Annotated in this window: 26 protein-coding genes; 24 read left to right on the top strand and 2 right to left on the bottom strand. The window is 38.5% G+C overall.

The annotated features are described in order from the left end of the window. Positions 1-15 precede the first annotated feature (15 nt). From eco to N0B48_RS09670, 22 genes are all read left to right on the top strand, one after another. Positions 16-504 (top strand): serine protease inhibitor ecotin, encoded by a 489-nt coding sequence (gene eco / locus N0B48_RS09565; RefSeq protein ID WP_259838544.1) that lies wholly within the window; start codon positions 16-18, stop codon positions 502-504. A 614-nt stretch (positions 505-1,118) separates the two neighbouring features. Further along, on the top strand, positions 1,119-2,528 hold the full coding sequence (locus tag N0B48_RS09570; protein WP_259838546.1) for a TolC family protein: 1,410 nt from the start codon (positions 1,119-1,121) through the stop codon (positions 2,526-2,528). A gap of 18 nt (positions 2,529-2,546) precedes the next feature. Next, positions 2,547-3,503, top strand: coding sequence for an HlyD family secretion protein (locus N0B48_RS09575; RefSeq protein ID WP_259838687.1), 957 nt, complete (start codon positions 2,547-2,549; stop codon positions 3,501-3,503). Positions 3,504-3,505: 2 nt separating this feature from the next. Further along, positions 3,506-4,696, top strand: a complete 1,191-nt coding sequence (locus tag N0B48_RS09580; RefSeq protein ID WP_259838548.1) for an ABC transporter permease — start codon at positions 3,506-3,508, stop codon at positions 4,694-4,696. Positions 4,697-4,961: 265 nt separating this feature from the next. Continuing rightward, positions 4,962-5,417 (top strand): DUF1569 domain-containing protein, encoded by a 456-nt coding sequence (locus tag N0B48_RS09585; RefSeq protein ID WP_259838550.1) that lies wholly within the window; start codon positions 4,962-4,964, stop codon positions 5,415-5,417. A 9-nt stretch (positions 5,418-5,426) separates the two neighbouring features. Next, the gene (locus N0B48_RS09590; RefSeq protein ID WP_072922324.1) at positions 5,427-5,897 is read left to right on the top strand and encodes a hypothetical protein; all 471 of its coding nucleotides are present in this window, start codon (positions 5,427-5,429) and stop codon (positions 5,895-5,897) included. Positions 5,898-5,899: 2 nt separating this feature from the next. Next, entirely contained in the window at positions 5,900-6,295 is a 396-nt protein-coding gene (locus N0B48_RS09595; RefSeq protein ID WP_259838552.1) for a hypothetical protein, read from the top strand. A gap of 92 nt (positions 6,296-6,387) precedes the next feature. Next, complete coding sequence (locus N0B48_RS09600) at positions 6,388-6,759, top strand: VOC family protein (protein WP_259838553.1); 372 nt, start codon at positions 6,388-6,390, stop codon at positions 6,757-6,759. A 9-nt stretch (positions 6,760-6,768) separates the two neighbouring features. Continuing rightward, a complete protein-coding gene (locus tag N0B48_RS09605; protein ID WP_259838554.1) occupies positions 6,769-7,311 on the top strand; it encodes an SRPBCC family protein in 543 nt (180 codons plus the stop codon). Between the two features lie 39 nt (positions 7,312-7,350). Further along, positions 7,351-7,800: a VOC family protein gene (locus N0B48_RS09610; protein WP_259838556.1), complete on the top strand. Its 450-nt coding sequence runs from the start codon at positions 7,351-7,353 to the stop codon at positions 7,798-7,800. A gap of 195 nt (positions 7,801-7,995) precedes the next feature. After that, positions 7,996-8,397 (top strand): DUF1398 domain-containing protein, encoded by a 402-nt coding sequence (locus N0B48_RS09615; protein ID WP_259838557.1) that lies wholly within the window; start codon positions 7,996-7,998, stop codon positions 8,395-8,397. A gap of 102 nt (positions 8,398-8,499) precedes the next feature. Next, complete coding sequence (locus N0B48_RS09620) at positions 8,500-9,177, top strand: DUF2490 domain-containing protein (RefSeq protein WP_259838558.1); 678 nt, start codon at positions 8,500-8,502, stop codon at positions 9,175-9,177. A 91-nt stretch (positions 9,178-9,268) separates the two neighbouring features. Continuing rightward, positions 9,269-10,273 (top strand): bestrophin family protein, encoded by a 1,005-nt coding sequence (locus tag N0B48_RS09625; RefSeq protein WP_259838559.1) that lies wholly within the window; start codon positions 9,269-9,271, stop codon positions 10,271-10,273. A gap of 284 nt (positions 10,274-10,557) precedes the next feature. Beyond that, positions 10,558-12,171 carry a Na+/H+ antiporter gene (locus tag N0B48_RS09630; RefSeq protein ID WP_259838560.1) on the top strand — a complete coding sequence of 538 codons (1,614 nt, stop codon included), beginning with the start codon at positions 10,558-10,560 and terminating at the stop codon, positions 12,169-12,171. A gap of 21 nt (positions 12,172-12,192) precedes the next feature. Beyond that, the gene (locus N0B48_RS09635) at positions 12,193-12,618 is read left to right on the top strand and encodes an SRPBCC family protein (RefSeq protein ID WP_259838561.1); all 426 of its coding nucleotides are present in this window, start codon (positions 12,193-12,195) and stop codon (positions 12,616-12,618) included. Positions 12,619-12,623: 5 nt separating this feature from the next. Further along, on the top strand, positions 12,624-13,133 hold the full coding sequence (locus N0B48_RS09640) for a GNAT family N-acetyltransferase (RefSeq protein ID WP_259838562.1): 510 nt from the start codon (positions 12,624-12,626) through the stop codon (positions 13,131-13,133). Continuing rightward, positions 13,130-13,507: a bleomycin resistance protein gene (locus tag N0B48_RS09645; protein WP_259838564.1), complete on the top strand. Its 378-nt coding sequence runs from the start codon at positions 13,130-13,132 to the stop codon at positions 13,505-13,507. Before N0B48_RS09640 ends, N0B48_RS09645 begins: the two co-directional genes overlap by 4 nt. A 35-nt stretch (positions 13,508-13,542) precedes the next feature. Beyond that, positions 13,543-14,565: a glutaminyl-peptide cyclotransferase gene (locus N0B48_RS09650; protein WP_034724972.1), complete on the top strand. Its 1,023-nt coding sequence runs from the start codon at positions 13,543-13,545 to the stop codon at positions 14,563-14,565. A 320-nt stretch (positions 14,566-14,885) separates the two neighbouring features. Further along, entirely contained in the window at positions 14,886-15,911 is a 1,026-nt protein-coding gene (locus tag N0B48_RS09655; RefSeq protein ID WP_259838688.1) for a glutaminyl-peptide cyclotransferase, read from the top strand. A 191-nt stretch (positions 15,912-16,102) separates the two neighbouring features. Beyond that, complete coding sequence (locus N0B48_RS09660; protein ID WP_259838567.1) at positions 16,103-17,068, top strand: hypothetical protein; 966 nt, start codon at positions 16,103-16,105, stop codon at positions 17,066-17,068. 30 nt (positions 17,069-17,098) lie between these two features. Next, positions 17,099-17,713, top strand: coding sequence for a deoxynucleoside kinase (locus tag N0B48_RS09665; RefSeq protein WP_259838569.1), 615 nt, complete (start codon positions 17,099-17,101; stop codon positions 17,711-17,713). Positions 17,714-17,799: 86 nt separating this feature from the next. Continuing rightward, on the top strand, positions 17,800-18,150 hold the full coding sequence (locus tag N0B48_RS09670; RefSeq protein WP_259838571.1) for an arsenate reductase family protein: 351 nt from the start codon (positions 17,800-17,802) through the stop codon (positions 18,148-18,150). A gap of 42 nt (positions 18,151-18,192) precedes the next feature. On the opposite strand, the gene N0B48_RS09675 is transcribed toward N0B48_RS09670, so the two are convergent. Both N0B48_RS09675 and N0B48_RS09680 read right to left on the bottom strand, forming a co-directional pair. Further along, positions 18,193-18,498: a DUF493 family protein gene (locus N0B48_RS09675; RefSeq protein WP_047451706.1), complete on the bottom strand. Its 306-nt coding sequence runs from the start codon at positions 18,496-18,498 to the stop codon at positions 18,193-18,195. 40 nt (positions 18,499-18,538) lie between these two features. Beyond that, positions 18,539-19,210 (bottom strand): DUF4197 family protein, encoded by a 672-nt coding sequence (locus tag N0B48_RS09680; RefSeq protein ID WP_259838575.1) that lies wholly within the window; start codon positions 19,208-19,210, stop codon positions 18,539-18,541. A 349-nt stretch (positions 19,211-19,559) separates the two neighbouring features. On the opposite strand from N0B48_RS09680, the gene N0B48_RS09685 reads away from it, so the two are divergent. Both N0B48_RS09685 and N0B48_RS09690 read left to right on the top strand, forming a co-directional pair. Further along, positions 19,560-22,382 (top strand): SusC/RagA family TonB-linked outer membrane protein, encoded by a 2,823-nt coding sequence (locus N0B48_RS09685; RefSeq protein WP_259838577.1) that lies wholly within the window; start codon positions 19,560-19,562, stop codon positions 22,380-22,382. Positions 22,383-22,395: 13 nt separating this feature from the next. After that, the gene (locus tag N0B48_RS09690) at positions 22,396-23,814 is read left to right on the top strand and encodes a RagB/SusD family nutrient uptake outer membrane protein (protein WP_259838578.1); all 1,419 of its coding nucleotides are present in this window, start codon (positions 22,396-22,398) and stop codon (positions 23,812-23,814) included. The last annotated feature ends 64 nt before the right edge of the window (positions 23,815-23,878 follow it).

Raw genomic sequence — 23,878 nt, forward strand, 5'->3', positions numbered from 1 at the left:
TAAAACAAAAATAAGATGAGATTTTCAAAAACTTTAATGGCGGGACTTATTATGTTGGCAGGTGTAAATGCTTTCGCACAAAAGAAAGCAGAAAAGTTTGAGAAGCTGGAAATTGAAATGTTCCCTAAAGCGAAAGACGGATTCAAGCAGGTATATATTCAGCTGCCTGTTGCAAAAAATGAAAGCGATTTAAAAGTAGAATTTTTTGTAGGTGCTGAAAAAATGCTGGACTGTAACAATTACTTTTTAATGGGAAATGTAAAAACCCAGGATCTTCAGGGATGGGGCTACAACTATTATGAAATAGAATCAAACGGTGAAGCCGGGGGAACCTTAATGGGTTGCCAGGATCAGAAGAAAACAAAGAAATTTGTGACCCTTCAGCCGGAGATCGTAAGATACAACAGCAAGCTTCCTTTGGTATTCTATGTACCGAAAGACCTTGAAGTTCGTTACAGAGTTTTACGTCCTGATGCGAAAATGAAATCCGCAGTACAGAGATAAACCCATATCTTTACATATAAACTCCTCACATTTTGTGGGGAGTTTTTGTTTGCACTAAATCGGCCTTTTGAGTAAACGTTATATTTTCTCTCGCTGATCAGTTTGATTAGGCAGATTTAATTCTTGTCATATCTGGGAAAAATTATTCACCACAAAAGTCACAAAAGTTTTTCTAAGCACTTTAGTTTATCTGAAGTTTAATTAATACAGCAAAGAAGAGCACCTAAGTTTTATAAAAATTAAATTTTTATTTGTTATAATAAAAAATCTGCCCAATCTGAGAAATCTGCGCGAGACCAAACCAATTGAAACATTAAATTTTAGAGGATATATACGCAATCATCTGTGTCCATCCGTGAAATCCGTGGTTAATATTTTTTCAATAAAATTTTCACCAATCAAACAGCATAATAAAATCCCATGAATAAAAGAAAATTCAACTTTTTTCCAATTAAAACATCCCTCAAATTAAAGTTAAACGGATCCTATATAATCATCACAAATAGAAGATTAAAACTAAACACATTTTAAACTTACTTTAAATTCACCATATTGATGAATTATCTTCGGGGATTTAACGAATTTTTGCATTATATTTGTTATAAACATAAACCATGAAAAACAATTTATTGATTTTTACGTTTAGTTTTTTGGCTTTCCCTGCTTTCTGCCGGGCACAGTCTGCGCCGGATTTTAAAGAACTTTTAGACAGTGCTATGGTCCGTGATTCTGATCTCAAGATGCAGATTACCCAGAACAAACTCACAGACCTTGACGGACACAAACTGAAAGACATCTTTCTTCCCACATTGGAAGTGAGCGGACAGGTCGGATATCTAAATGCAACTGCAAGACTTACGTCGCCGGAAATTAATCTGGCACCTTTTATCAATATTCCCGAAGGAAGTTTTAACAATAATCTCAATGTTTCCGGATTCTCAGGGATTGCAAAAGCAGATGCCAAAATGCTTCTCTATTCAGGTGGAAAGGTGAAATACCTGAAAAAAGCCATTGAAGAAAAGAAAATGTCAGAAGATATTCTCCTTGAAAAAACAAAAGATGATGTAGTGGCTGCTATTTCCAAGGCGTATGATCAGCTTGCTCTTATCCATCAGTCTAAAAAGGTGCTGGATGAAAGTAAGAAAAGACTCGATATCAACAGAAAAACAGCAGACAAAGCTTTAGGGTACGGCCTGATCACTCCATACGATCATAAAAAAATAGAACTCGCGCAGGCGACTCTGGATGCCAAAATGGTAGAGTATGAGGGCAAAAAAGAGCTTCTTCTTACCCAGCTTTATATCCTGAGCGGAATCAGTAAAGAACGCCTCAGAATGATTGATCCCGTACTAGCTCCGTTGGAATTGCTTTCCGCACAGAAAGGTATTGAAGAAAGAGCGGAAGTCCGTGCTTTGGAACATGGTATATCAGCGGCAGACTATAAAATAAAAGCCGAAAGAACCTGGATGATTCCTAAAGTACAGCTGATGGCATCCGCCTATTATATTGGACTTTACGGAAGCCGTATCAAAACCTCGGAAAATGTAATTCCTGCAGTTCCGGCGCTGGGTTATGAAGGCGCAAAACTGGACTGGAGACCAACCAATGTTAATATCCTTCCCTTATTAACAGCTGGTGTCGGCTTTAAATGGGAAATCTTTGACGGAAAAGAAGGAAAACATGCAGAAGAAACAGCGAAAGTTGGAAAAGAAGTCCTTCAGAATAAAAAAGAAGATGCTTTAAAAAAATTAACGCTGAATCAGGCGAATAATCAAACCAATTATGATATTGCGACCGCTCAGATCACTTTAAAAGCTAAAGAAAAAGAACTCGCTAAAAGCGCACTGATGCAGGCTGAGAAAGAATTCAGATATGGGATGAGCAAATCTTCACAGCTCATCGATGCAGAAAATGATCTTGAAGTCGTGGAGCTTGAATATCAGAATGCCCTTTTCAACCAGAGAAGAGCCGGAATAGAGCTCATGAGATCGACTCAGGAGCTTGATATCACCAAACTTTACTAATCCCTAACTATTAAAATGATGCATAAAAATATACTCACCCTCTTTGCTGCTCTTTTTCTATTAGGGAGCTGCAGTGAAAAAAAGAAAAACCTGAATGATTCCGCGGGAAAGACTAAAAAAGATGTCGTTTCTTTTGCGCCTAAAGTCACCGGAAGAATTCTGAAAATATATGTAACGGAAGGACAAACCGTGAAAAAAGGTGACACACTGGCCTTACTGGATGTTCCGGAAGTTTCTGCAAAAATTGCTCAGGCTCAGGGTGCCGTCAGCGCGGCAACAGCTCAGGAGCAGATGGCAAAAAACGGAGCAACGGGAGATCAGTTGAGACAGCTTCAGGCTAAATATAAAGGCTTGAAAGAACAGTATGAATTTGCCCAGAAATCATATAAAAGAGCTAATAATATGTTCCGCGACAGCTTAATGTCTCCACAGGCACACGATGAGGTGTATGCTAAACTTCAGGGTGCAAAAGCCCAGTATGATGCTGTGGTAGCCGAATTGGATGATGTACAGAGAGGAACCCGCATTGAAAAAGTGGAAATGGCGGCCGGACAGGCTTCACAGGCTAAAGGAGCCCTTCAGGAGGCCAATGTAGCCTATTCCGAAAGATACATTATCGCGACCAATGATATGGAAGTAGAAACCATCAGTTTGAATGCAGGAGAATTGGCTACGGCTGGTTTTGCTTTATTCAACGGATATATTCCGGAAAGTACCTATTTCAGATTTACAGTTCCTGAAAGTGCCATTTCAAAATACAAAAAAGGACAGGAGGTCAGTATGCAGGTGGTTTATAATAAAGAAACTTTAAAGGGAACAGTCGTATACATCAAACAGCTGACAAGGTACGCAGATATTACCACTGCTTATCCGGACTACCAGCTGCAGGACGCGGTTTATGAGATCAAAGTAAAACCCACAGACATGAATAAGGCTAAAGGTATATTGGTCAATGCTAACGTTATCCTGAAATAATTATGAAAGAATTTTTCCGTCTTTTAAAACGAGAGTTCAGGCTTTTTATAGGCAATTCTACCCTAAGGACCGTGTTTTTTCTGGCCCCGGTATTCTATGCCACGCTCTTAGGTTTCGTGTACAAAAGCGGAAAAGTGGAACATACGCCGGTACTTGTTATCGACCGTGATAATACACCGTTGTCAAGTCAGCTGACAGATATGCTGGGTGACAATAAAAGCATCAGCATCATTAAATACGCTCAGGAACCTCTGAGTATAAAAGATGAAGTGATCAGACATGAAGCAGCTGCTGTGGTGATTATTCCGTCAAGGTTTGAAGCTGATATGCTTCAGAAAAAATATCCGGAACTGAATGTATATGTCAATACCGGAAACGTCCTTACCGCGAATTTTGCTTCAAAGGCACTTCAGCTTACGATAGGAACTTTTTCAGCCGGAGCTTCCATTAAGGCTTTACAAAAAGCAGGAATGCCCGCTACAAAAGCAGCTACTCAATACGAGCCTTTCAAAGCCAATTATATCACACTTTTCAACACCACGGGAAACTATCTGATCTTTATGTGGCCGGCAATGCTGGCTGTCGTTCTTCAGCAGGTTATTCTTCTGGCCATGGCGGTAAGTTTTGCAACCGAATTTGAAAGAGGATCTTTTGTGAAAGAATATCTGAAGATGAAAAGATGGGCTTTCCCAACCATGCTGATTAAGGTGATCCCGATCTGGGTATTCTCCATTCTCATTGTCGGAGTCTATTACTTTATGCATATGATTTTCCGGGTACCGATGCCGGAAGGAATATTCAATTTTATTCTTCTGACGGCAGTATTTGTCGGCTCCGCTTCATTTTTAGGAGTGCTCATCAGCATATTGATTCCGGATGCTTTGAAAGCCACTCAGATTCTGATGGTGATTGCATCTCCGGCATTCATTATCAGTGGATTTACATGGCCATTGAGCGCAATGCCTGCCTTCGTCCAGTTTATTGCTAATATCATTCCCCTGACACCTTTCCTTCAGGCTTTTAAAATTCTACTGATCCAGAAAGGTTCCGTTGAACTTACATTTCCCTTCTTAAAACATTTAAGCATCTTATTGGTCATCTATGCCATCCTGGGCTGGATTGCTTTAAAGATCAAACTGTGGTTTATTTTTAGAAATACAGGTTCTAAAGAGGTTGTGGAAGTTGTAGAGTAGGAGAGTTTTAGGGTACTAGGGTTTTAGAGTGCGTCGAGACTAGTGATCAACTACAAATTCACTAATTATTCACCTTGCATTCCGAAAACATGTATCCCGTAACTGACAACCAATAACCCGCAACTCTCACCCCGCATCCCGCACTCCGTATCTCGGAACCCGCACCCCGGAACCCGCACCCCAAACACGTCACCGTTTTTTTCATTCTCCTATAAAAATCAAAAGAAAAAACTGATATATTTGCTTTTAGTTAATTAGAAAGTATATGGAAAATGTATTTGACGCAAAAGATGCTCAAAACTATATTGATAGGATAAATAATCTGGTAGAGGACACTCACGGTTTATGGGGGAAAATGACGGTTGATCAGATGCTTGCGCACTGCAGCGTATCTTATGAAATGGTTTATGAGCCTGAAAAGCATAAAAAGCCGGGATCTATTGCCAAGTTTATTTTGAAGACGTTTGTAAAACCAAAAGTCGTTGGAGAAAAGGCGTATTCAAGAGATTCTCCTACGGCTCCGCAGTTTTTGGTTACCGGAAGAAAAAACTTTGATGATGAGAAGAAAAGACTGATTGGTTTTATTCAGAAAACACAACAGTTGGGACATGAAGCTTTTGACGGTAAAGAGTCGTTCTCTTTTGGGAAATTAAATTCTACAGAGTGGAATAATATGTTTGCAAAACATCTGAACCACCACCTGTCTCAGTTTGGAGTATAAAATCACCCTATGAAAAAACTTTTATGGATCCTCATTCTTGCCTGCAATTTTGCATGGGGGCAAATGCCTGATATTTCAAATGTCTGGCTGAACAATAGCAAACCTTATATCGGAACCATTGGCAACAGCGGCCAACAACTGAAACTGAAGGTCAATATTTCCGAACAGAATAAGAAAAATGACCAGGAATACTTTATTTCCGGGTATTCTCTTGTGGATGATAACTACGCGAAATATGAAGGGAAAATCACGATTTCGAAATATAGAGATGCAAAAAGAAAAGGAGTGGTTTTCGGGGATTATGAACTGGCGGAAGAAGCGAAAGGAAAACATTCTGGTATTTTTAAAGGTAAATTTATTTATACCTTCAAGTGGAATAAAAAAACTGAAAAAATAGAAGGACAGTATATAGAATTTATTGGAGATTGGAAAAGTTATGACGGAACACTGGACTTTAAAACCCGTTTAAAAAATCAATAACCATGTTAAGAAGAATATTGGCTGTCCCGGCCGGACTCATTGCAGGAATTATCTGCATTACCATCGTTGAGAAAATAGGTCATCAGGTGTATCCGCCTCCGGCAGCAGCGGGAAGTGGTGATATGACAGCGATGAAAGAATATGTGGCGACTGCTCCTTTTATGGCGTTGTTTTTCGTGATCATTGGTTATGCACTGGCTGCCTTCGTTTCAGGATTTACAGCTTCCAAAGTGGCGAACAATGGAAAAAACACTTCTGCAGCAGTTTGTGGAGTTATTTTTCTGTTCATAACGATTTATATGATGTTTTCTCTGCCTACGCCGATCTGGTTCTGGGTATTGGGAATTGTCGTTTGGGGATTAGTGTTTGTGGGAAGTAAATTGGCTTTAAAAAAATAAAAACTAAATATGAAATCGCTGTCATTGGGTAAATTAAATAGTCATGATAATACGCGATTCCATATGACCATTAAAAAAAATCAAAAATACATATGAAATTAGGAGCATTTTCAATCAGTCTAAGTGTCAAGGATCTTCAGAAGTCTAGAGATTTTTACGAAAAACTGGGGTTCTCAGTGATGGCCGGTAAAATGGAGCAGAATTATCTGATCATGAAAAACGGAGGCACACTGGTAGGCTTATTTCAGGCGATGTTCGACGGAAATATGCTGACATTCAATCCGGGATGGGACGAAAATGCCCAGAATCTGGAATCTTTCGATGATGTACGCGATATTCAGAAACATTTGAAGGAAAACGGAGTGGAGCTTGAAAAAGCAGCAGACGAAAGCACTTCAGGTCCGGAACATATCTTCCTGAAAGATCCGGACGGAAACATGATCTTAATAGACCAACACAGATAATCCCGAGTTATGAAAATATTAAAGAAAATTATTCTCGTTCTGGCTTCTATCCTGATTTTATGGATGGTTGTGGCTGCTTTTATCTCAGGAGACTGTGTGTATGAGAAATCAATCACCATCAATGCTCCGGTTGAAAAAGTATGGCAGCAGACGAATACTTTAAGAGCAATGGATCAGTGGAGCCCATGGAACGACCTGGATCCCGCCATGAAAAGAGACTGGACCGGAACCACCGGACAACCTGGCGAAAAAGTATGTTGGGACAGTAAGAAAGATGCGGCCGGAAAAGGCTGTCAGGAAGTGAAAAAAATAGATGCAGCAGGAAAAAGAATTGATACGGAACTCCTTTTTTTGACACCTTATAAAAGTGAAGCCAATGCGTTTGTGAAAATTGTTCCGGAAGGAAACGGCAGCAAAGCGACATGGGGATTTACATCAAAAATACCTTATCCGTTCACGGTAATGAAATTGTTTATGAATATGGAAGATGCTATTGGAAAAGATTACCAGAAAGGACTTTACAGATTAAAAGAATTATCTGAGAAACCTTAAAAGAAACTCATTAAAACTTAACTCATAAAAAAACAATCAATGGCATCAGTAAACGTTTATTTAACATTTAATGGAAACTGCAAAGAAGCATTCGATTTCTACAAATCAGTTTTCGGAGGAGAATATCCTTACATCGGAACTTTCGGAGAAATGCCTCCAATGGAAGGCAAAGAAACTTCCGAAGAAGACAAAAACAAAATCATGCATGTTTCTCTTCCTATTTCAAAAGAAACCATCTTAATGGGTAGTGATACTGCCGGAGAATGGTCATCTCAGTTGAAAGAAGGGAATAATTTTGCTATTTCCATCAATGCAGAATCTAAAGAAGAAGCTAATCAGTTATTCAATGGGCTTTCTGCTGGAGGACAGGTAACCATGGCATTGGCAGATACTTTCTGGGGAGCTTATTTCGGAATGTTTACGGATAAATTCGGAATCAACTGGATGGTTAATTACGATGATCCTGCCAAAATGCAACAGCATCCTTAAGATGTATATTTTGTATACGAAATATAGTTAAAACTAACCGGCGGAAATATCTGCCGGTTTTTATTTTACGATACATTTTTTTTAAATTTGGAAAAGGTGGCAGGTTGCAGATGACAGTTAGCAGGTGAGATGGATTAGGATGTGGCGATGAAGCCTACTGTATAAAGCTTACAGCCTCCAGCATAAAAAAAAGCTATGAAATTGACCATTGAACAAATCAAAGCAGAACATCAGAAAGTAAAAAGCGGAGCAGATTTTCCTGAATATATCCAGGCTATAAAGACTCTTGGCGTTTCGGAGTATACGGTTTCTGTTGCAGATTTGGGTATAGACTATCTTGATAACGAAAACAATTCGGTTACTACTAGAGGTGAAGATGATGGAGTAAGGAGTATTTCAGGTATCGTTAAACTTGAACATTTTAAAACAAGGTTAAAACTTCACCAGCAAGGCGGAACGGATTATCTTACATTCTGCAACGACTGCGCAGAAAACGGCGTAGAAGGCTGGAAAATGGATCTCAATGCTATGACTTGTACCTATTTTGATACAAAAGGCAACAAAATCCTGATAGAACAGATTCCAGCACACTTGTAGCCGTTCACCAATAGCTATTAGCCAACAGCTCATTTATTGTTGCAATTATTGATTTAAATTATTAATTTTGTTCTGCACGATAGATAATAGTAATTGGTAATTATGAGAAAGGTCTTTACGAAGCTGGCGTTTACAGTATTGAGTCTGGGGTCAATAGCAACCTATGCACAGAAAAATGATTTGGGAGCGTGGTATATGTATTTCGGGAATAATAAGATCGGCAAGAAGCTGAATCTGCACAACGAAATCCAGTACCGTAACTTTGATGCAGTAGGAGACCTTGAACAATTATTGATCCGTACAGGAATCGGGTATGACCTGACTGAAAATAACAATAATGTTTTGCTGGGGTACGGTTTTATTTTAAGCCAGCCTTATGTAAACGGCGAAAAAAAGGAGAATATAGAGCACAGGATCTTCCAGCAGTTTATTACAAAACAGAAATTCGGACGCTTTAATCTGCAGCACAGATATCGTCTGGAAGAGCGTTTTCTGCAGGATAATTTCAGGATGAGGTTCCGTTATATGATCGGTCTGAATATTCCGATCACCCAAAAAGAAATGCTTCCGAAATCGCTCTACGCTTCGGTGTATAACGAGATCTTCTTAAGTTTTGACAATCCCGTTTTTGACAGAAACAGAGTTTACGGAGCTTTAGGATACGTTATCAATAAAAACATGAGGATAGAAGCCGGTTATATGAACCAGATTCAGGAAAACAAGAACCGCGGACAGATCCAGATCGGGTTTTATAATAATATTCCTTTTAATAAAAATTAATACTGACAGCCTTTGCCGGATGCCATGATGATGAAAAAAAACTGTTAGTTTAGACAAGATAATCAACAGATCACAAAATAAATAAACACATATGCATTCAGGGAAGAGATTTGGAGCGATAGAATTCGCAGTTTGGACGAGACGCAGTATTTATGTACTCACGGTATTATCGGCCATACCTACAGTTTTATATTTTTTAGGATGGAAATTTGTTTCCGTTCCGTGGCAGCCGATCGCTATTTTAGGAACAGCTGTCGCTTTTATTGTAGGTTTTAAAAACAATGCGAGTTACAGCAGACTTTGGGAAGCCAGACAGATTTACGGAGCGATTATCAATGACAGCCGTAGTTTCGGATATGTTTTAAGAGATGCCCTTTCCAACAAGGATCCGAAAAAGGTAAAAGACATGTTTCACCGTCATTATGCATGGCTTACCGCCCTTCGTTTTCAGCTTCGTGAGCCGAGAACCTGGGAAAATATGGGGACGGCACAATATGACGAATATTCTAAGAAATATGATATTCCGGAGAGACTGACCAAACTGGATGATGAACTGAAAAATTATCTTTCCGAAACAGAACTTCAATACATTTTAAGCAAAAAAAATAGAGCAACTCAGCTGATGGCAAGCCAGAGCAAAGAATTGTCCGAAGCCTATGCCAGAGGAGATATCAATGATTTTCAATGGACACAGATCAACCAGCAGCTGGTGAAATTTACAGATGATCAAGGGAAAGCGGAAAGAATCAAGAATTTTCCATACCCGAGAAATTTTTCATCGATCACCACGTATTTATTGTTGCTGTTCATTCTTTTTGTCCCGTTTGGATTATTGAAAGAGCTAGATAAATTAGGGGAAGGAACCGTTCTGGAAGGCTGGACAATATGGTTTAATATTCCGTTTTCACTAATGGTTACCTGGTGTTTTCATACCCTCGACAGTGTAGGAGAAGCATCCGTAAACCCATTTGAAGGAAGCCCGAATGACGTACCGATCACCCAGATCAGCCGTACGATAGAGATTGATATGAGAGATATGCTGGATGAATCAGATCTTCCGCCGGCCATTACTCCAAAGAATAATATTGTGCTTTAAGGTAAAGGTAAAGGTAAAGGTAAAGGCTGTGTTCTTTAGATAAAAATCCAAACCTTATAGGTTTCCCAAAACCTATAAGGTTTAAAAAAGGTAAAAAGGTAAAAAAAGTAAAAAACCTAGCTGAAAATCTTAGATTTTCTTGCGCCTTAAAAATACTCCCCTTGGACAACCTTGCGCCTTTGCGATAAACCAACAAAAGAAAACAACTGGAACGTAGTAGAATTTTTGCACACTGCGTTTAGCCAATTTCAAACTCAAAAAACAACTTAAAAAAACAATTCAAAATGATTCACAGTTATGTTATAATATCCATTGCAGTCCTGCTGTCTGTGATGATATTGGTGATGATAGGGCAAAAGCTGAAAGTAGCTTATCCCATCTTCCTGGTGATTGCCGGTCTTGCGATCAGCCTTATTCCGGGAATGCCGCATATTGAAATAGAGCCAGATCTCGTATTTCTTATATTCCTTCCTCCGATATTGTTTGAAGCTGCGTGGTTTACCTCATGGCAGGACTTTCACAAATGGAGAAAGCAGATCTTTTCCATGGCTTTCGGGCTTGTATTTCTAACCTCAATTGTTGTAGCGTATCTTTCATCTTCCATTATTCCAGGGCTAACCATTGCGATGGGATTCCTGTTGGGAGGCGTAAATTCACCACCTGATGCAGTGGCAGCTACTTCAGTGTTAAAACATATGAAGATTCCTAAAAAGATCACCAGCATCCTTGAAGGCGAAAGTTTGATTAATGACGCTTCCAGTTTAATTGTATTTAAATTTGCTTTAGCGGCCGTAATTTCAGGGCAGTTTATCTGGAGAGATGCTATTCAGGATTTCTTTATGATGGCTGTGGGTGGAGTAGTAATTGGTATTGCTACAGGCCTTTTGTTTGGGGCTTTGTTAAGGATTATTCCTTCCAACTCGAATATTGACACCGTGATTACCCTGATCGTTCCTTACATCATGTATGTGGGTGCTGAGCATTTCCATTTTTCGGGCGTATTGGCGGTCGTTGCGGGAGGGCTTTTGATGTCTTATAATTCGCATTGCTATTTAAGCCATACCTCGAGGATACAGTCTGGAAATGTCTGGAGTGTGCTCATATTCCTGATGAATACCATTATCTTCATCCTCATCGGCCTTGAGCTTCCGGTAGTGGTTGCAGCGATGAAAGATTATACCATTTCGGAAGGAATTTTTTATAGTGTAGTGATTGGTGGTGCTATTATTCTTACCAGATTGCTGTACAGTTATGCCGTAATGTATTTCCCAAGACTTTGCTCGAAAGAATTAAGATTAAAAATTCCTAAACCGGACTGGCGCGAACCTTTTATCATCAGTTTTGCCGCGATGAGAGGAGTGGTTTCACTGGCTGCCGCACTTTCCATTCCTGCATTTTTACCGAATGGAGACGCTTTTCCGCACCGAAATATCATTTTATTCGTAACTTTCGTTATCATTCTGATCACGTTGGTAGGACAGGGACTTCTTCTGACTCCGATCTTAAAATGGTTAAAAATAGATGATGCCGGAAGCGAATTGCCTGAAGAAAAACAGGAAGTAATCCTGATGCGTAAACTTAAAGAAACAGCATTACACAAAATGGAAAATGATTTTTCCGAGCTTGCCGTTACGAATACGTTGGTGCGCCATCAGAAACATAAACTGGAAACCGAAATGATGCTTATGGCAGATAAGGCCCAGTGTATGGCTTCCACAGGAGATTATGTAAATGCGATCAATGAAAATAAAGATGTGCTTCGCCAGATCATTCAGGCTCAGAGAAATGAACTGCACCGGATGAAAAGAGAGAAGATATTTGATGATCATGTGATGAGATCTATAGAAATGCAGCTGGATTTTGATGAAGCAAAGATCACAGGATTTTCACACAGTTAAATCTTAATTAAATCTGAAACTATGAATACACCCATCACTGTTCAGTATAAATTCAATGCATCGGCAGAAAAAATATGGAATGCGTTGACCGATAAAAACGAAATGCAATCCTGGTATTTTACGATCCGGGATTTCGAACTGGAATTAGGAAAAGAGTTTGATTTCTATGAATCCTGTGACGGAGGGAAATATCTACATCACGGCCGTATTTTAGAAATTATTCCCAACAGAAAATTAAAACATAGTTGGGCCTATCCTGAACTTTCAGATGCCGTTACCACAGTGACCTGGGAGCTTCAGCCGGAAGATGATGGAACGCTAGTAACACTGACGCATGAGAATATTGAAGGCTTTGAAGGTCTGGGAGAAACTTTTTCCAGAACAAGCTTTACAGAAGGCTGGAACTCTATTATTGGACAGAGTTTGAAAGAATATTTAGAAAAATAAAAGATATGATCGAGCTGCAGATTTTTAAAGCAGAAAATGCTTCTGAACTGATATCTAAAATAAAAAACAAAAGAGAACTTTTACAGTTTGCCGGTCCTGCCTATCATTTTCCATTGACGGAAGAACAGCTGGAAAGTGACCTGGCGAATGAAAACCGCTTGATGTTCAGTGTTTTCGATACAACAGACCAGAAAGCAATTGGACATGCACAGATCTTTTTAAAAGATGAAACTTTTCTTCTCGGAAGAATCCTGTTATGGGATGAGAACAACAGAGGAAAGGGCTACGGAAAGAAAATTGTACAGGAACTCCTGCAATACGGCTTTCATCATTTTGATCGGGAAACCGCTGAACTTAATGTATACGACTGGAACACTGGAGCCATTGAATGCTATAAAAAAGTAGGTTTCGAAATTGATCCGGACGTGATGAGCGAAGTCAGTATCGATAATGAACTTTGGCTTTCCATTAATATGAAAATCAATAAGAACACCTTTGAATCCGGGAAAATATGACTTACTCAGCACTCCGTCCGATACTCTGGACCGATAATATAGACGAAACAATAGGATTTTATACCCAGATCCTTGGCTTTACTTTGATGGGAAGAAATGATGAATGGCAGTGGGCTTCACTTAAAAAAGATGATGTACAGATCATGCTTTCTCAGAATGACTATGAAAAACCCAATGGGATAGGCTTTACTGGCTCATTTTATTTTAACGTAGATGATGTGGATGAAATCTGGGAAGACCTTAAAACAAAGGCAAAAGTATGCTACGAAATCGAGACTTTTGAGTGGGAGATGAGGGAGTTTGCCATCTATGATAACAATGGCTATCTGTTACAATTTGGCCAGCCCGCGGATAATATTGGCAATACGGAATAAATTTTGCTATTTTTGGGGAAATATTTAGAAATTCAATGAAAAAGAATATAATAGTAGGTTTAGCGGTAGTTTTGATGTTGGCGTCTTGTAACAAAGATGAAAAGATCCTGAACACGCTGAATGAATATAATAATACAATGGTAGAAAAAGGGTATCACTTCGGTGATAAACTTGAACTTCCGAAAGAGGTAACGGAGAATGCAGAAAGCATCAGCATCAGCTTTGGAGACAAAGAAACTTCAAGTTTGACAGTTGATCCCAAATTCTTTACGTTAGGTGATAATGCCGTTACTTTTAACATCAAAACAAAGGGTGGGAAAGTTCTTAATCAGGATGCAACCATCAACGTATTCGCAAAAAATCCTGAAAAAAATATCGCCTACCAGATTATTGCAGAATATCCTCACGATCCAAAGAATTTCGTACAGGGTTTCCAGATCGAAGGCAATACCATCTATGAAAGTGACGGGCAGAACGGTTCTTCCCAGATCCTGAAGTATACATTGGGAACTACCACTCCGCTGGCTTCTACCAAGCAGGCTCAGGAAGATTTCTCAGAAGGAAGTACCATCGTTGGTGATAAAGTATATCAGCTGACATGGCAGAGCAAAAAAGGATATATCTATGACAAAAGCTCTTTGAAACTGCTTTCAGAATTCGCTTACCCGAATGTTTTGGGTGAAGGTTGGGGATTAACTTATGATGGAAAAAACCTGATCGCATCAGACGGAAGTAAACTTTTATATTTCCTGGATGCCAACAATCCTTCAAAACTGATCAAATACGTAGCTGTAGCAGGAAGTTCTCAGATTTACGACCAGCTGAACGAACTGGAATACCACAACGGATTTATCTATGCCAATGTATGGCAGAAACCTGTGGTGTTAAAAATCAATCCTGCAACGGGAGAAGTAGTAGGAACATTTGACTTTACAGATATCGCGAAACAGAATACCAAAGGAAGTGACGATGTACTGAACGGAATTACTTTCAAAGGCGACAATATGCTCGTAACCGGTAAAAACTGGCCGAAGATCTACGAAGTTCAGATCAAATAATATCATTCAGCTGACGTAAAATATATAGTATACTTCAAAAACATAAAGAAGTCCTTGTATTTCGTAAATAAGTGAAACGCCTTTATTTATCTTAGATTAAGAAACTAAAATAATTTCTTTGTTTAACCTTGTGTTTAATCATCGCAAGGCTAAACAAAGTTTTTGAAATAAAAATCTTAAATAAAGATAGAGAAGGGCATTTCATTTAAATAAAGTAAAACAAATAAATATACTTAATCATTTGTTGCTTAAAATTGCTTTCAACGTCCACAATATGAAGGATTAAATTTTAGTATTTTTGAAGAATGATTAAGAATTCACTGAAAAGAAATATCATAGCCGGTTTAGCCGTCATTTTCCTGCTGTCATCATGCAATAACAATGAGAAAATGATGGATGCTCTGGCTGATTATAACAATTCAAAAGAGACGAAAGGGTATCATTTCGGAGATCAACTTAGTTTTCCGAAAGAAGTGACGGACAATGCGGAAACGATTACCATCAGTTTTGGCGACAACGAAACTTCTAATCTGACGGTAGATCCCAAATTTTTCACATTAGGTGATAATGAAGTGACCTTGATCATTAAAACCAAAGGTGGAGAAACCTTAAATCAGGATGCTACTATCAATGTTTTCGCGAAAAACCCTGAGCAGAATATTTCCTACAACATCATTGCAGACTATCCGCACGATCCGAATAATTTTGTGGAAGGATTTCTTATCGAAGGCAATACGGTCTACGAAAGCGACGGGCTGGACGGCTCTTCGCAGCTTATAAAATATACTTTAGGTTCAGCGACTCCTGCTATTATCGAAAAACAATCTGCTGAAATTTTTTCCGAAGGCTGTGCGATTGTCGGGGATAAAATGTATCAGCTGACTTATAGAAATAAAATAGGGTTTATTTACGATAAAAATTCATTGAAAAAAATCTCTCAGTTTCCTTTACCCAACGTCATTGGTGAAGGCTGGGGATTGACTTATGACGGTAGAAATCTTGTCGCTACAGACGGTTCAAAAAATCTTTATTTTCTGGATATCAACGATCCTTCAAAGGCAGTCCGGACTGTTCCCGTTGCCGGACATACCGAAACGTACGACAAATTGAATGAGCTGGAATACCACAACGGTTTTATATATTCTAATATTTGGCATAAACCTGTTATTTTAAAGATTAATCCTGCGACAGGAGAAGCGGTTGGTAAGTTTGACTTTACAAAACTGACCGGTGAAAATGATCAGGGGAATAGCGAACATGTTTTAAACGGAATAGCTTTTAAAGGAAATAATATGCTGGTAACAGGAAAAAACTGGGCAAAAATTTATGAAATTTCCGTTAAATAATTCAGTGGCGTTATTGAACGGTTGACAATTTTATCGCAGATAAAATCCTTGCGCCTTAAAGCACCATTTTTTCAAATTTCTTTGCGGCCTTTGCGCTTTTCCAACAAAAAAGTTTATTGTTTAAAATTCAAATAAAAGAATGTAAATTGCTGACGTTCCGTATAGGAAAGTTATCTTTACCAAAATAGATTTTGAGACTACTTTATATCATATTCATCTTCCTTTTCTGTACAGTGAATGCGCAGAAAGCTCTTCCTTTGGACACCTTGAAACTGAAGGAAGCCAAAGATATGCTGGCAGACGATTACGGCAACCTGTACATCTACAAAAACAAAGATTTCAGCTTTACCAAATATGATTCTCTGGGAAAACAGCTCGGAAAAATGATGCTGACGGTTCCTTACAAAGTGCAGTCGGTGCAGAATCCTCTGAGTCTGGCCTTATTTTCTGAAAATGCTCAGGAAATGAAATTTGTGGATCAGAATATGAACGAGATTCAAAAGGTTGATTTCAAGCAGAAATTCGGATTTATCAAAATGGCGTATGCGGAAGATCTTCAGCAGCTCTGGCTTCTGGATGACAGCACAAAACGTCTTATTCAGTATAATTTTAGAAATGATACCACCATCAATTCCTATCCTTTTGACGTCAGTTTTGATGATATGATGGATCTGCTGGTCTTTGAAACGAAAGTCTATATTTTAACCAGGAAACATATCAGAGTCTTCTCGCTGAAGTTTGAAAAACTCTTCGAAGCACCACTGGAAAACGGAAAACGTTTCAGAAGGGAAAATGACGTTGTTTTGGTCGTCGCAGACAACTCGATTCTGAAATACGATCCCGAAAAAGGGATGGTGAAGATTTTTGAAGATAAGGACGCACAAATTGTGGATAAAAACATCCTTTCTTATTTTGAAATCAAAGCGAACAAACTCTATCTTTACAACTTAGAAAAAATAAAGGAAACTAAACTGCAGACAGAGCCCGACACCAAGCCGACTACGGCGCCAGTCACAGAATCATCATCTGAAAAACCGGCTGGGGAAGAAGGAAACAAAGCTCACGACGAAAAGAAGGAATCTGAAGAGAAAGCTACGGACAATACTTTGCAGAAGCTGATAGAAGATTCTTCCGAAGTTCAGGCCGTTGGAGTTTAGTCAAATTAAATTAAAAAAATACTTAGAAGAATGCATATTGCAGTTACAGGAAATATTGGAGCAGGAAAAACCACTTTGACCACGATGCTTGCCAAGCATTACGGATGGGATGCACAGTTTGAAGATGTAGACCATAACCCTTATCTGGAAGATTTTTATGCGGACATGAGCAAGTGGAGCTTTGCCCTGCAGATCTACTTTTTGGGAAGCAGATTCCGCCAGGTGAAGGAGATCAGAGAAAGTGGGAAGAATATTATCCAGGACCGTACGATTTATGAAGATGCACATATTTTTGCAGAAAACCTGAATGATATGAAGCTTCTTTCCGACAGGGATTTCAAGAACTATATCTCTGTTTTCGGCCTGATGAAATCATTTGTTTCTGCACCGGATCTTTTAATTTATTTAAAATCTGATGTTCCGAACCTTGTAAAAAAGATTTACAAAAGAGGAAGAGAATATGAAGCATCCATCAGTATCGAATACCTTTCCAAACTGAACCAGAAATACGAAAAATGGATCTCCGAGTATACAGAAGGGAAGCTTCTTGTGATCGAGGTAGATGACCTGGATTTCGTAGAAAAACCCGAAGATTTCGGATTTATCCTTGAAAAAATCGAAGCAGAGCTGAACGGTTTGTTTTAACAAATTTTTATCAGAATTTAAGACAGCTTTCCAATCATTTCTTCCTAAATTTGAGAAGAAAGTTTAATTTTTTAAATGATTATATTATGATGGTTAAGGTTTTACATAACGGAAGCTGCTCAAAGTCCAATGCTGTTCTGGAGTATCTGGATGAGAATGGGGTGCCTTTTGAGATCATCAACATCGTAGAAGATCCATTGAGCATATTAGAGATCAAAACAGTATTGAAAAAGCTGAATCAGAGCGTATTTCATATGATCCGCAAAACAGACAAACTGTATACGGAGAACTATGCCGACAAAAATTATTCTGAAGAAGAATGGATCAAAATCCTGTCTGAAAATCCTTCCCTGATCCAAAGGCCTATCCTGATTAAAGGATCTGTGGCAATGCTGGGAAGACCTATTGAAAATGTGAAATTTTTTATTGAAAAATAATAAGCATAAAAAAAAGTCAGCGGAAGCTGACTTTTTTATTTTCTACAATAGAATAACGCCTTCTATTTTAGCTACATCTTTATAAATATTCACTACCTGATCAGCATCCAGAACGAACGCATTGATATTGCAGGCCGTGTACTTTCCATTTTTGCTTTCGCGGTTTCCTAGTGTAAATTTAATACCATCGAAAACTTTATAAATTTCTGTAAGTTTAGCCTCGTCTGTAGGAATAATAAATTTAAATAAATAATCTTCCGGAAAGTCATGGTGACCTTCCAGTTTTTCCTTCAGAGAACTATAAAAATCCTCCTGGTTTGCGTGTTGGTTTCCTTGTAATATGTCCATCTGCCTTGTTAAATTATATATAAATATAGCGAAAATTTTTCTATTTTCCAAGAGGCCCAAGCAGGGCTTTGGAGTTCTGATGCTCGTAATCTTCAATGATGTTGAACAGTCCGTTTACCAGTTGTTCTGAGGCTAGTTTGCTCAATCCTCCGGTATTCACATTGCTGTTGCTTCCTCCAAGAAGACTTCCCAGAAGATTGTTCCCGGAAAGAGCGGTATTGATGGTTTTTGCAATACCATATTCGTTCAGTTTTTCATCCACTTTAGGGGCGATGGCTGCTACGAGTTGCTGAGAGGTTTTTTCCTTTAAGATCTGCGTTGCCGTTGTGCCCTGGATGATTCTTGTGACATCCTGTGCATTCAGGCTGTTGACCGCGTCCTGTAGAATAGGTTTTGAAAGATTAACCGTATAAGCAGCTGCCTGCGCGATAAAATCTCTCTCTTTGGCTACTAAGGACGGAGCAATCTTTTCAAGGGTGGAATTGATGTCTCTAAGCTCTTTTGGAAGTGCCTTGTCCACCATATTGTTCTGAAGGAAGGCTTCCTTATTACTGTAAATACCCATTCCTTTATCAATGCCGTTCAGTAAAACTTTTTTAATGATCGATAGACCCAGGTCCGTGGTAGCCATGGTTTGGCAGGATTGTACCGTCGTTACAACCAGTGTTCCGGTTCCGATTAACAAAGCTGCCGTTATAATGTATTTTTTCATTGATCTTTTGCTTACTTTTTCAAATATTACGCCAAAGGTAAATACTATTCCTGTATTAACAAAATATTAAATACCTGTTGCCAATTTGGTGAATTTTCTGCTAAAAATGCAATAATTTTAATTGGGTATTTTGTCATAAATTCAAAGTTATAATGAAATTTAATTTGGTTAAATAGGTATTATAGGACCTTCTGTTTAATATTTGTTTGTTTTTTTTAAATTTTTAAGATATGTTAACAATGTTCGTTTTTTTTTCTATTTTTGACTAATGTCTTTTTTTGAGAATTTAAATAACTCCACTAAGAAGGGCATTAATTGAAATTTGATTGTACGAATAAAATTGAACTATATGAAACAACGTGATTTAAAGTATTCATGTCTCATTGCAGTTTTATACTTCGGTATGAACGTCAATGCGCAGACTGCTCCCAAAGATACTACTGCCAAAGAGCAGAAGATCGAGGAGGTAGTTCTGATAGGATATGGATCTCAGAAAAAGGAGAATGTTACCGGAAGTATCGGGATCGTTTCTGCCAAAGACCTGGCCAACAGACCGAATGCTAACCCCATCAGTTCTATACAGGGAAGGTTATCAGGTGTACAGGTTTTAAATTCCGGTGCGCCGGGAGGTTCGCCAAGAGTGGATATCAGAGGGGTAAGTTCTCTTACCGGTAAAACAGTTTTTATCGTAGACGGAATGATCACTGATGATATCTCTTTCTTAAGCCCTCAGGATATTGAATCCATGAGTGTTCTAAAGGATCCGTCGAGTTTAGCTATTTACGGAGCTAGAGCATCTAACGGAGCTGTGATTATTAAAACAAAAACCGGAAAAGGGAAAAAGCCTGTTTTTAACTTTAATTCGTACTTAGGGATAAAAACAGTAACTAATATTCCTAAAATGGTTAATTCAGATCAGTACATAGAATTGTATAATGAGAAATTAATCAATGATAAAATAAAGGATCCTATCTTCTTAAACAGAACTTCTTATCCGGCAGATAAAGACTGGTTCAAAGAAATTTTCAGAACGAGTATTATTAACTCTAATGACATTTCTGCATCCGGAAATCTTGGAAAACTAAACTATTACTTAAGTGCAGGAAATCTTCAGGATGAAGGAAACCTGGCTGCAGGACGGGGAATTAATTCAGGTAGCGGTTTTAACAGATTTACAACTAAGGTGAATCTTAGTTATAAAGTGACGGATAATATTACCATCGGAAACAATTTCACGTTTTCAAAAATGCGTACGGATCATGTGCTGAATACCTTGCTTGATGCTTATTCATCACCACCGCTTTATGACGTAATGAATCCGGCTACAGGAGACTATCAGTATTTTACATTGGCCAAAGTACCTAATTCAAGGGCAAAAATGGATCTATTCAGATCTCAGACCAGAGATGAAAGACTGTTGAATAATATCTGGGGAGAATATAAATTCCTGAAAGACTTTACTTTGAGAGTAAGCTATAGCTCTGACAATATTAATTCGAGCAAGTATGAATTTACGCCGACGTTTGGTTATTTTCCTTCAGCAGACCAAAAACCAACTAAATTAATAACAAGAGACTCCAGAACCAGAAATTATATCTGGGACAATACTTTGAGCTGGAAGAAAAGTTTAGGGAAACATAATATAGAATTGTTAGCCGGTTTCTCCAGAACAAGAAGTTCTTATGCTCAGACTTATGCAGAAGCATTAAATGTGAAGTATGATGGAAGTAACGCTTCATTAGGTATATCTAATGGAACAGATATTTTTATAACTGGTTTTGAAGAAGGTGAAAGAAATGTTATTCCATACCAGGACAGAATAGAATCATTTTTTGGAAGACTGAATTATGATTATGGAGGGAAATATTTATTGAATGCCTCCATTCGTAGAGACGGAACATCTAAATATTCTTCCAATGACAGATACCGTGTATTTCCAGCTGTAAGTGCAGGATGGGTGATTTCAAAGGAAAACTTCATGAGCGAGCAGAATGTTTTCAGCCTTTTAAAGCTGAGAGCAAGTTGGGGTAAATTAGGAAACCCGGATGTACAGAGAGCGTATACGCTTAATACAACAAAAATCATTGAAGGGGCATACTATGGACCAAATGGTGCACCGGCACAGACCATTGATAAAATTATAGACCCTAATATTGGTTGGGAAACTACAACCGGTAGAGATTTTGGATTGGAAATGGCATTGTTCAATAATAAGCTGAAAATCGATGCTACTTATTTTGATAAAGATACCAAAGATGTGGTTTATGGTATTGTGCAGGGAACTGTTTCTGGTGCGGGTAACTGGAATAATTACATTACTAACGCCTATTCTTTTAACAACAGAGGATTGGAGTTTTCAGTAAACTATGATGCTAATCTTAGCGAGAATGTAAAGCTCGGTGTTTATGGAAACATGACTACCCTGAAAAATAAAATTACCTCTGTATTTAATGGATCTTATTTACAGACAGGAGCCAGTTTATACGGCAATAATATTATAAGATTACAGGAAGGACAGGCCGTAGGTTCTTACTATGGGTATCAGGTAGAAGGTATTTTTCAGAATGCTTCGGAAGTAGCAGGGGCACCAACACAGAATGGAGCAACACCAGGAGGCTTTAAATTTACAGATATCGACGGAAACGGAGTAATCGATGCCAGAGATAAAACTTTCCTTGGAAGTCCTATTCCAAAAGGGACTTATGGATTTGGTATTAATCTGAATGTGTATGATTTTGATTTTGCGATTGATTTCCAGGGTGTATTTGGTAATAAAATCTACAATTTCAACAGAGAGCAGCGTTACGGAAATGAAAGCTGGGATTTAGATTTCTATAATAACAGATGGCATGGTGAAGGGACCTCAAATACTTCTCCGATGGCTACCAATGACCAGTCGATTATCTTACCTAACAGCTTCTACGTAGAAGATGGAAGCTATATCAGAATCAGAAATATTCAGGTGGGTTATAATTTACCTAAATCATTTGCAAATGCCATGTCTATTACTAAATTAAGATTGTATGTAAGTGCTCAGAATCCTTGGACAAGTTTCAAATATCATGGATTCTCACCTGAAATTTTGAATACAGACAGAGTGCAGATGGGTGTTGATAATAACATTTATCCAATTTCAGCAATCTACACGATCGGTATGAACTTAACATTTTAATTAAGAAAGAGTTATGAAAAAGATATTTTTAACAATCGCTTTATTTTCGCTTGCAGTAAGCTGTAAAGACGATTATTTAGACATAAAGCAGGAAGGTCAGACAGAAGCTGCATCATTTTTCAAGACACAGGAAGATGCGTTACAGGCTACCAGTGCTATCTATAGTTTTCTGAGAAGCTGGGAAAATTCAGCATTTCCTTATCAGTTTGTTTTCGGGGTTCCGGCAGATGATGTGGTAAAAGGTTCTAACCCGGGAGATTCCTCTTTCATTAATGTATATGATAATTTCACCTATACAGTGAGTGATGAAGGAGTAAGAGGATACTGGATCGGGCAGTGGCAGGCGGTGAACAGAACCAATCAGGTGATCACCAATGTTCCAGCCATAGACATGGATACTACTTTAAAGAACAGGTTGATCGCTGAATCCAGAATGTTAAGAGCTTACTTCTATTTCAATTTAGTAAGAATTTATGGAGGCGTTCCTATTTATGATAAAGTGGAAACTGTTTATGAGAAACCTAGAAATTCGGTAGAAGAAGTTTATAACTTTATCATTGCTGATCTTCTTGCTGCGGCAGAAGTTCTGCCTCAGACCTATCCAGCTTCAGATCTTGGAAGAGTGACGAAAGGAGCTGCATTGGGATTACTTTCTAAAGTGTATCTTTATAAAAAAGACTGGCAGAAAGCATATGATACTTCTAACCTGGTTATCGGTATGGGATATGATCTGGATCCTGATTTTAACCATTTATTCAGACCGGCTGGTGAGTTCGGTAAAGAATCTGTTTTTGAAGTGAACTGCGGATGTGAACCACCATACAAAGGAAGTCAGTATGCTGAGGTTCAGGGAGTAAGAGACCAGTTCGGATGGGGCTTTTTCACGCCTTCCAGTGCACTTGAAAATGCATTTGAAACAGGAGATATCAGAAAAGAATTGACCATCCTTAGAAACGGAGAAACTACCCCTGAAGGCGATTTGATTGCTATGGGAGATGCCAACTCTGTGACTACCTACAACCAGAAAATATATGTTCCGAAAGCATTGAATAACAGTGCTTGTGGCTATGGATCTATCCAAAACATCAGAATACTGCGTTTTGCTGAGATCCTTTTGATTAATGCAGAAGCGGCTAATGAGTTAGGTAATGCCTCTACGGCAAAATTAAATCTGGATAAAGTTAGAGACAGAGCTGATCTTTTACCAACAACAGCTACAACCCAGATAGCTTTACGTCAGGCAATATGGCACGAAAGAAGAGTGGAATTAGCTTTGGAAGGAGACCGATTTGTTGATTTGGTAAGAACCGGGCAGGCAGCCACTGTACTTGCTCCCTACGGATTTAAAGCTGGGAAAAATGAAATATTCCCTATTCCTTTAGATGCAATGGATCAAAGCCACGGAGCTTTCACGCAAAATCCTGGTTATTAATCTACAATACTATAAAATGGCCAAAGTTTACTTTGGCTGTTTTTTTATCATCCATCTGAAAATG

This window comes from Chryseobacterium herbae (genome assembly GCF_025154075.1).
Classification (GTDB): Bacteria; Bacteroidota; Bacteroidia; order Flavobacteriales; family Weeksellaceae; genus Chryseobacterium; species Chryseobacterium herbae.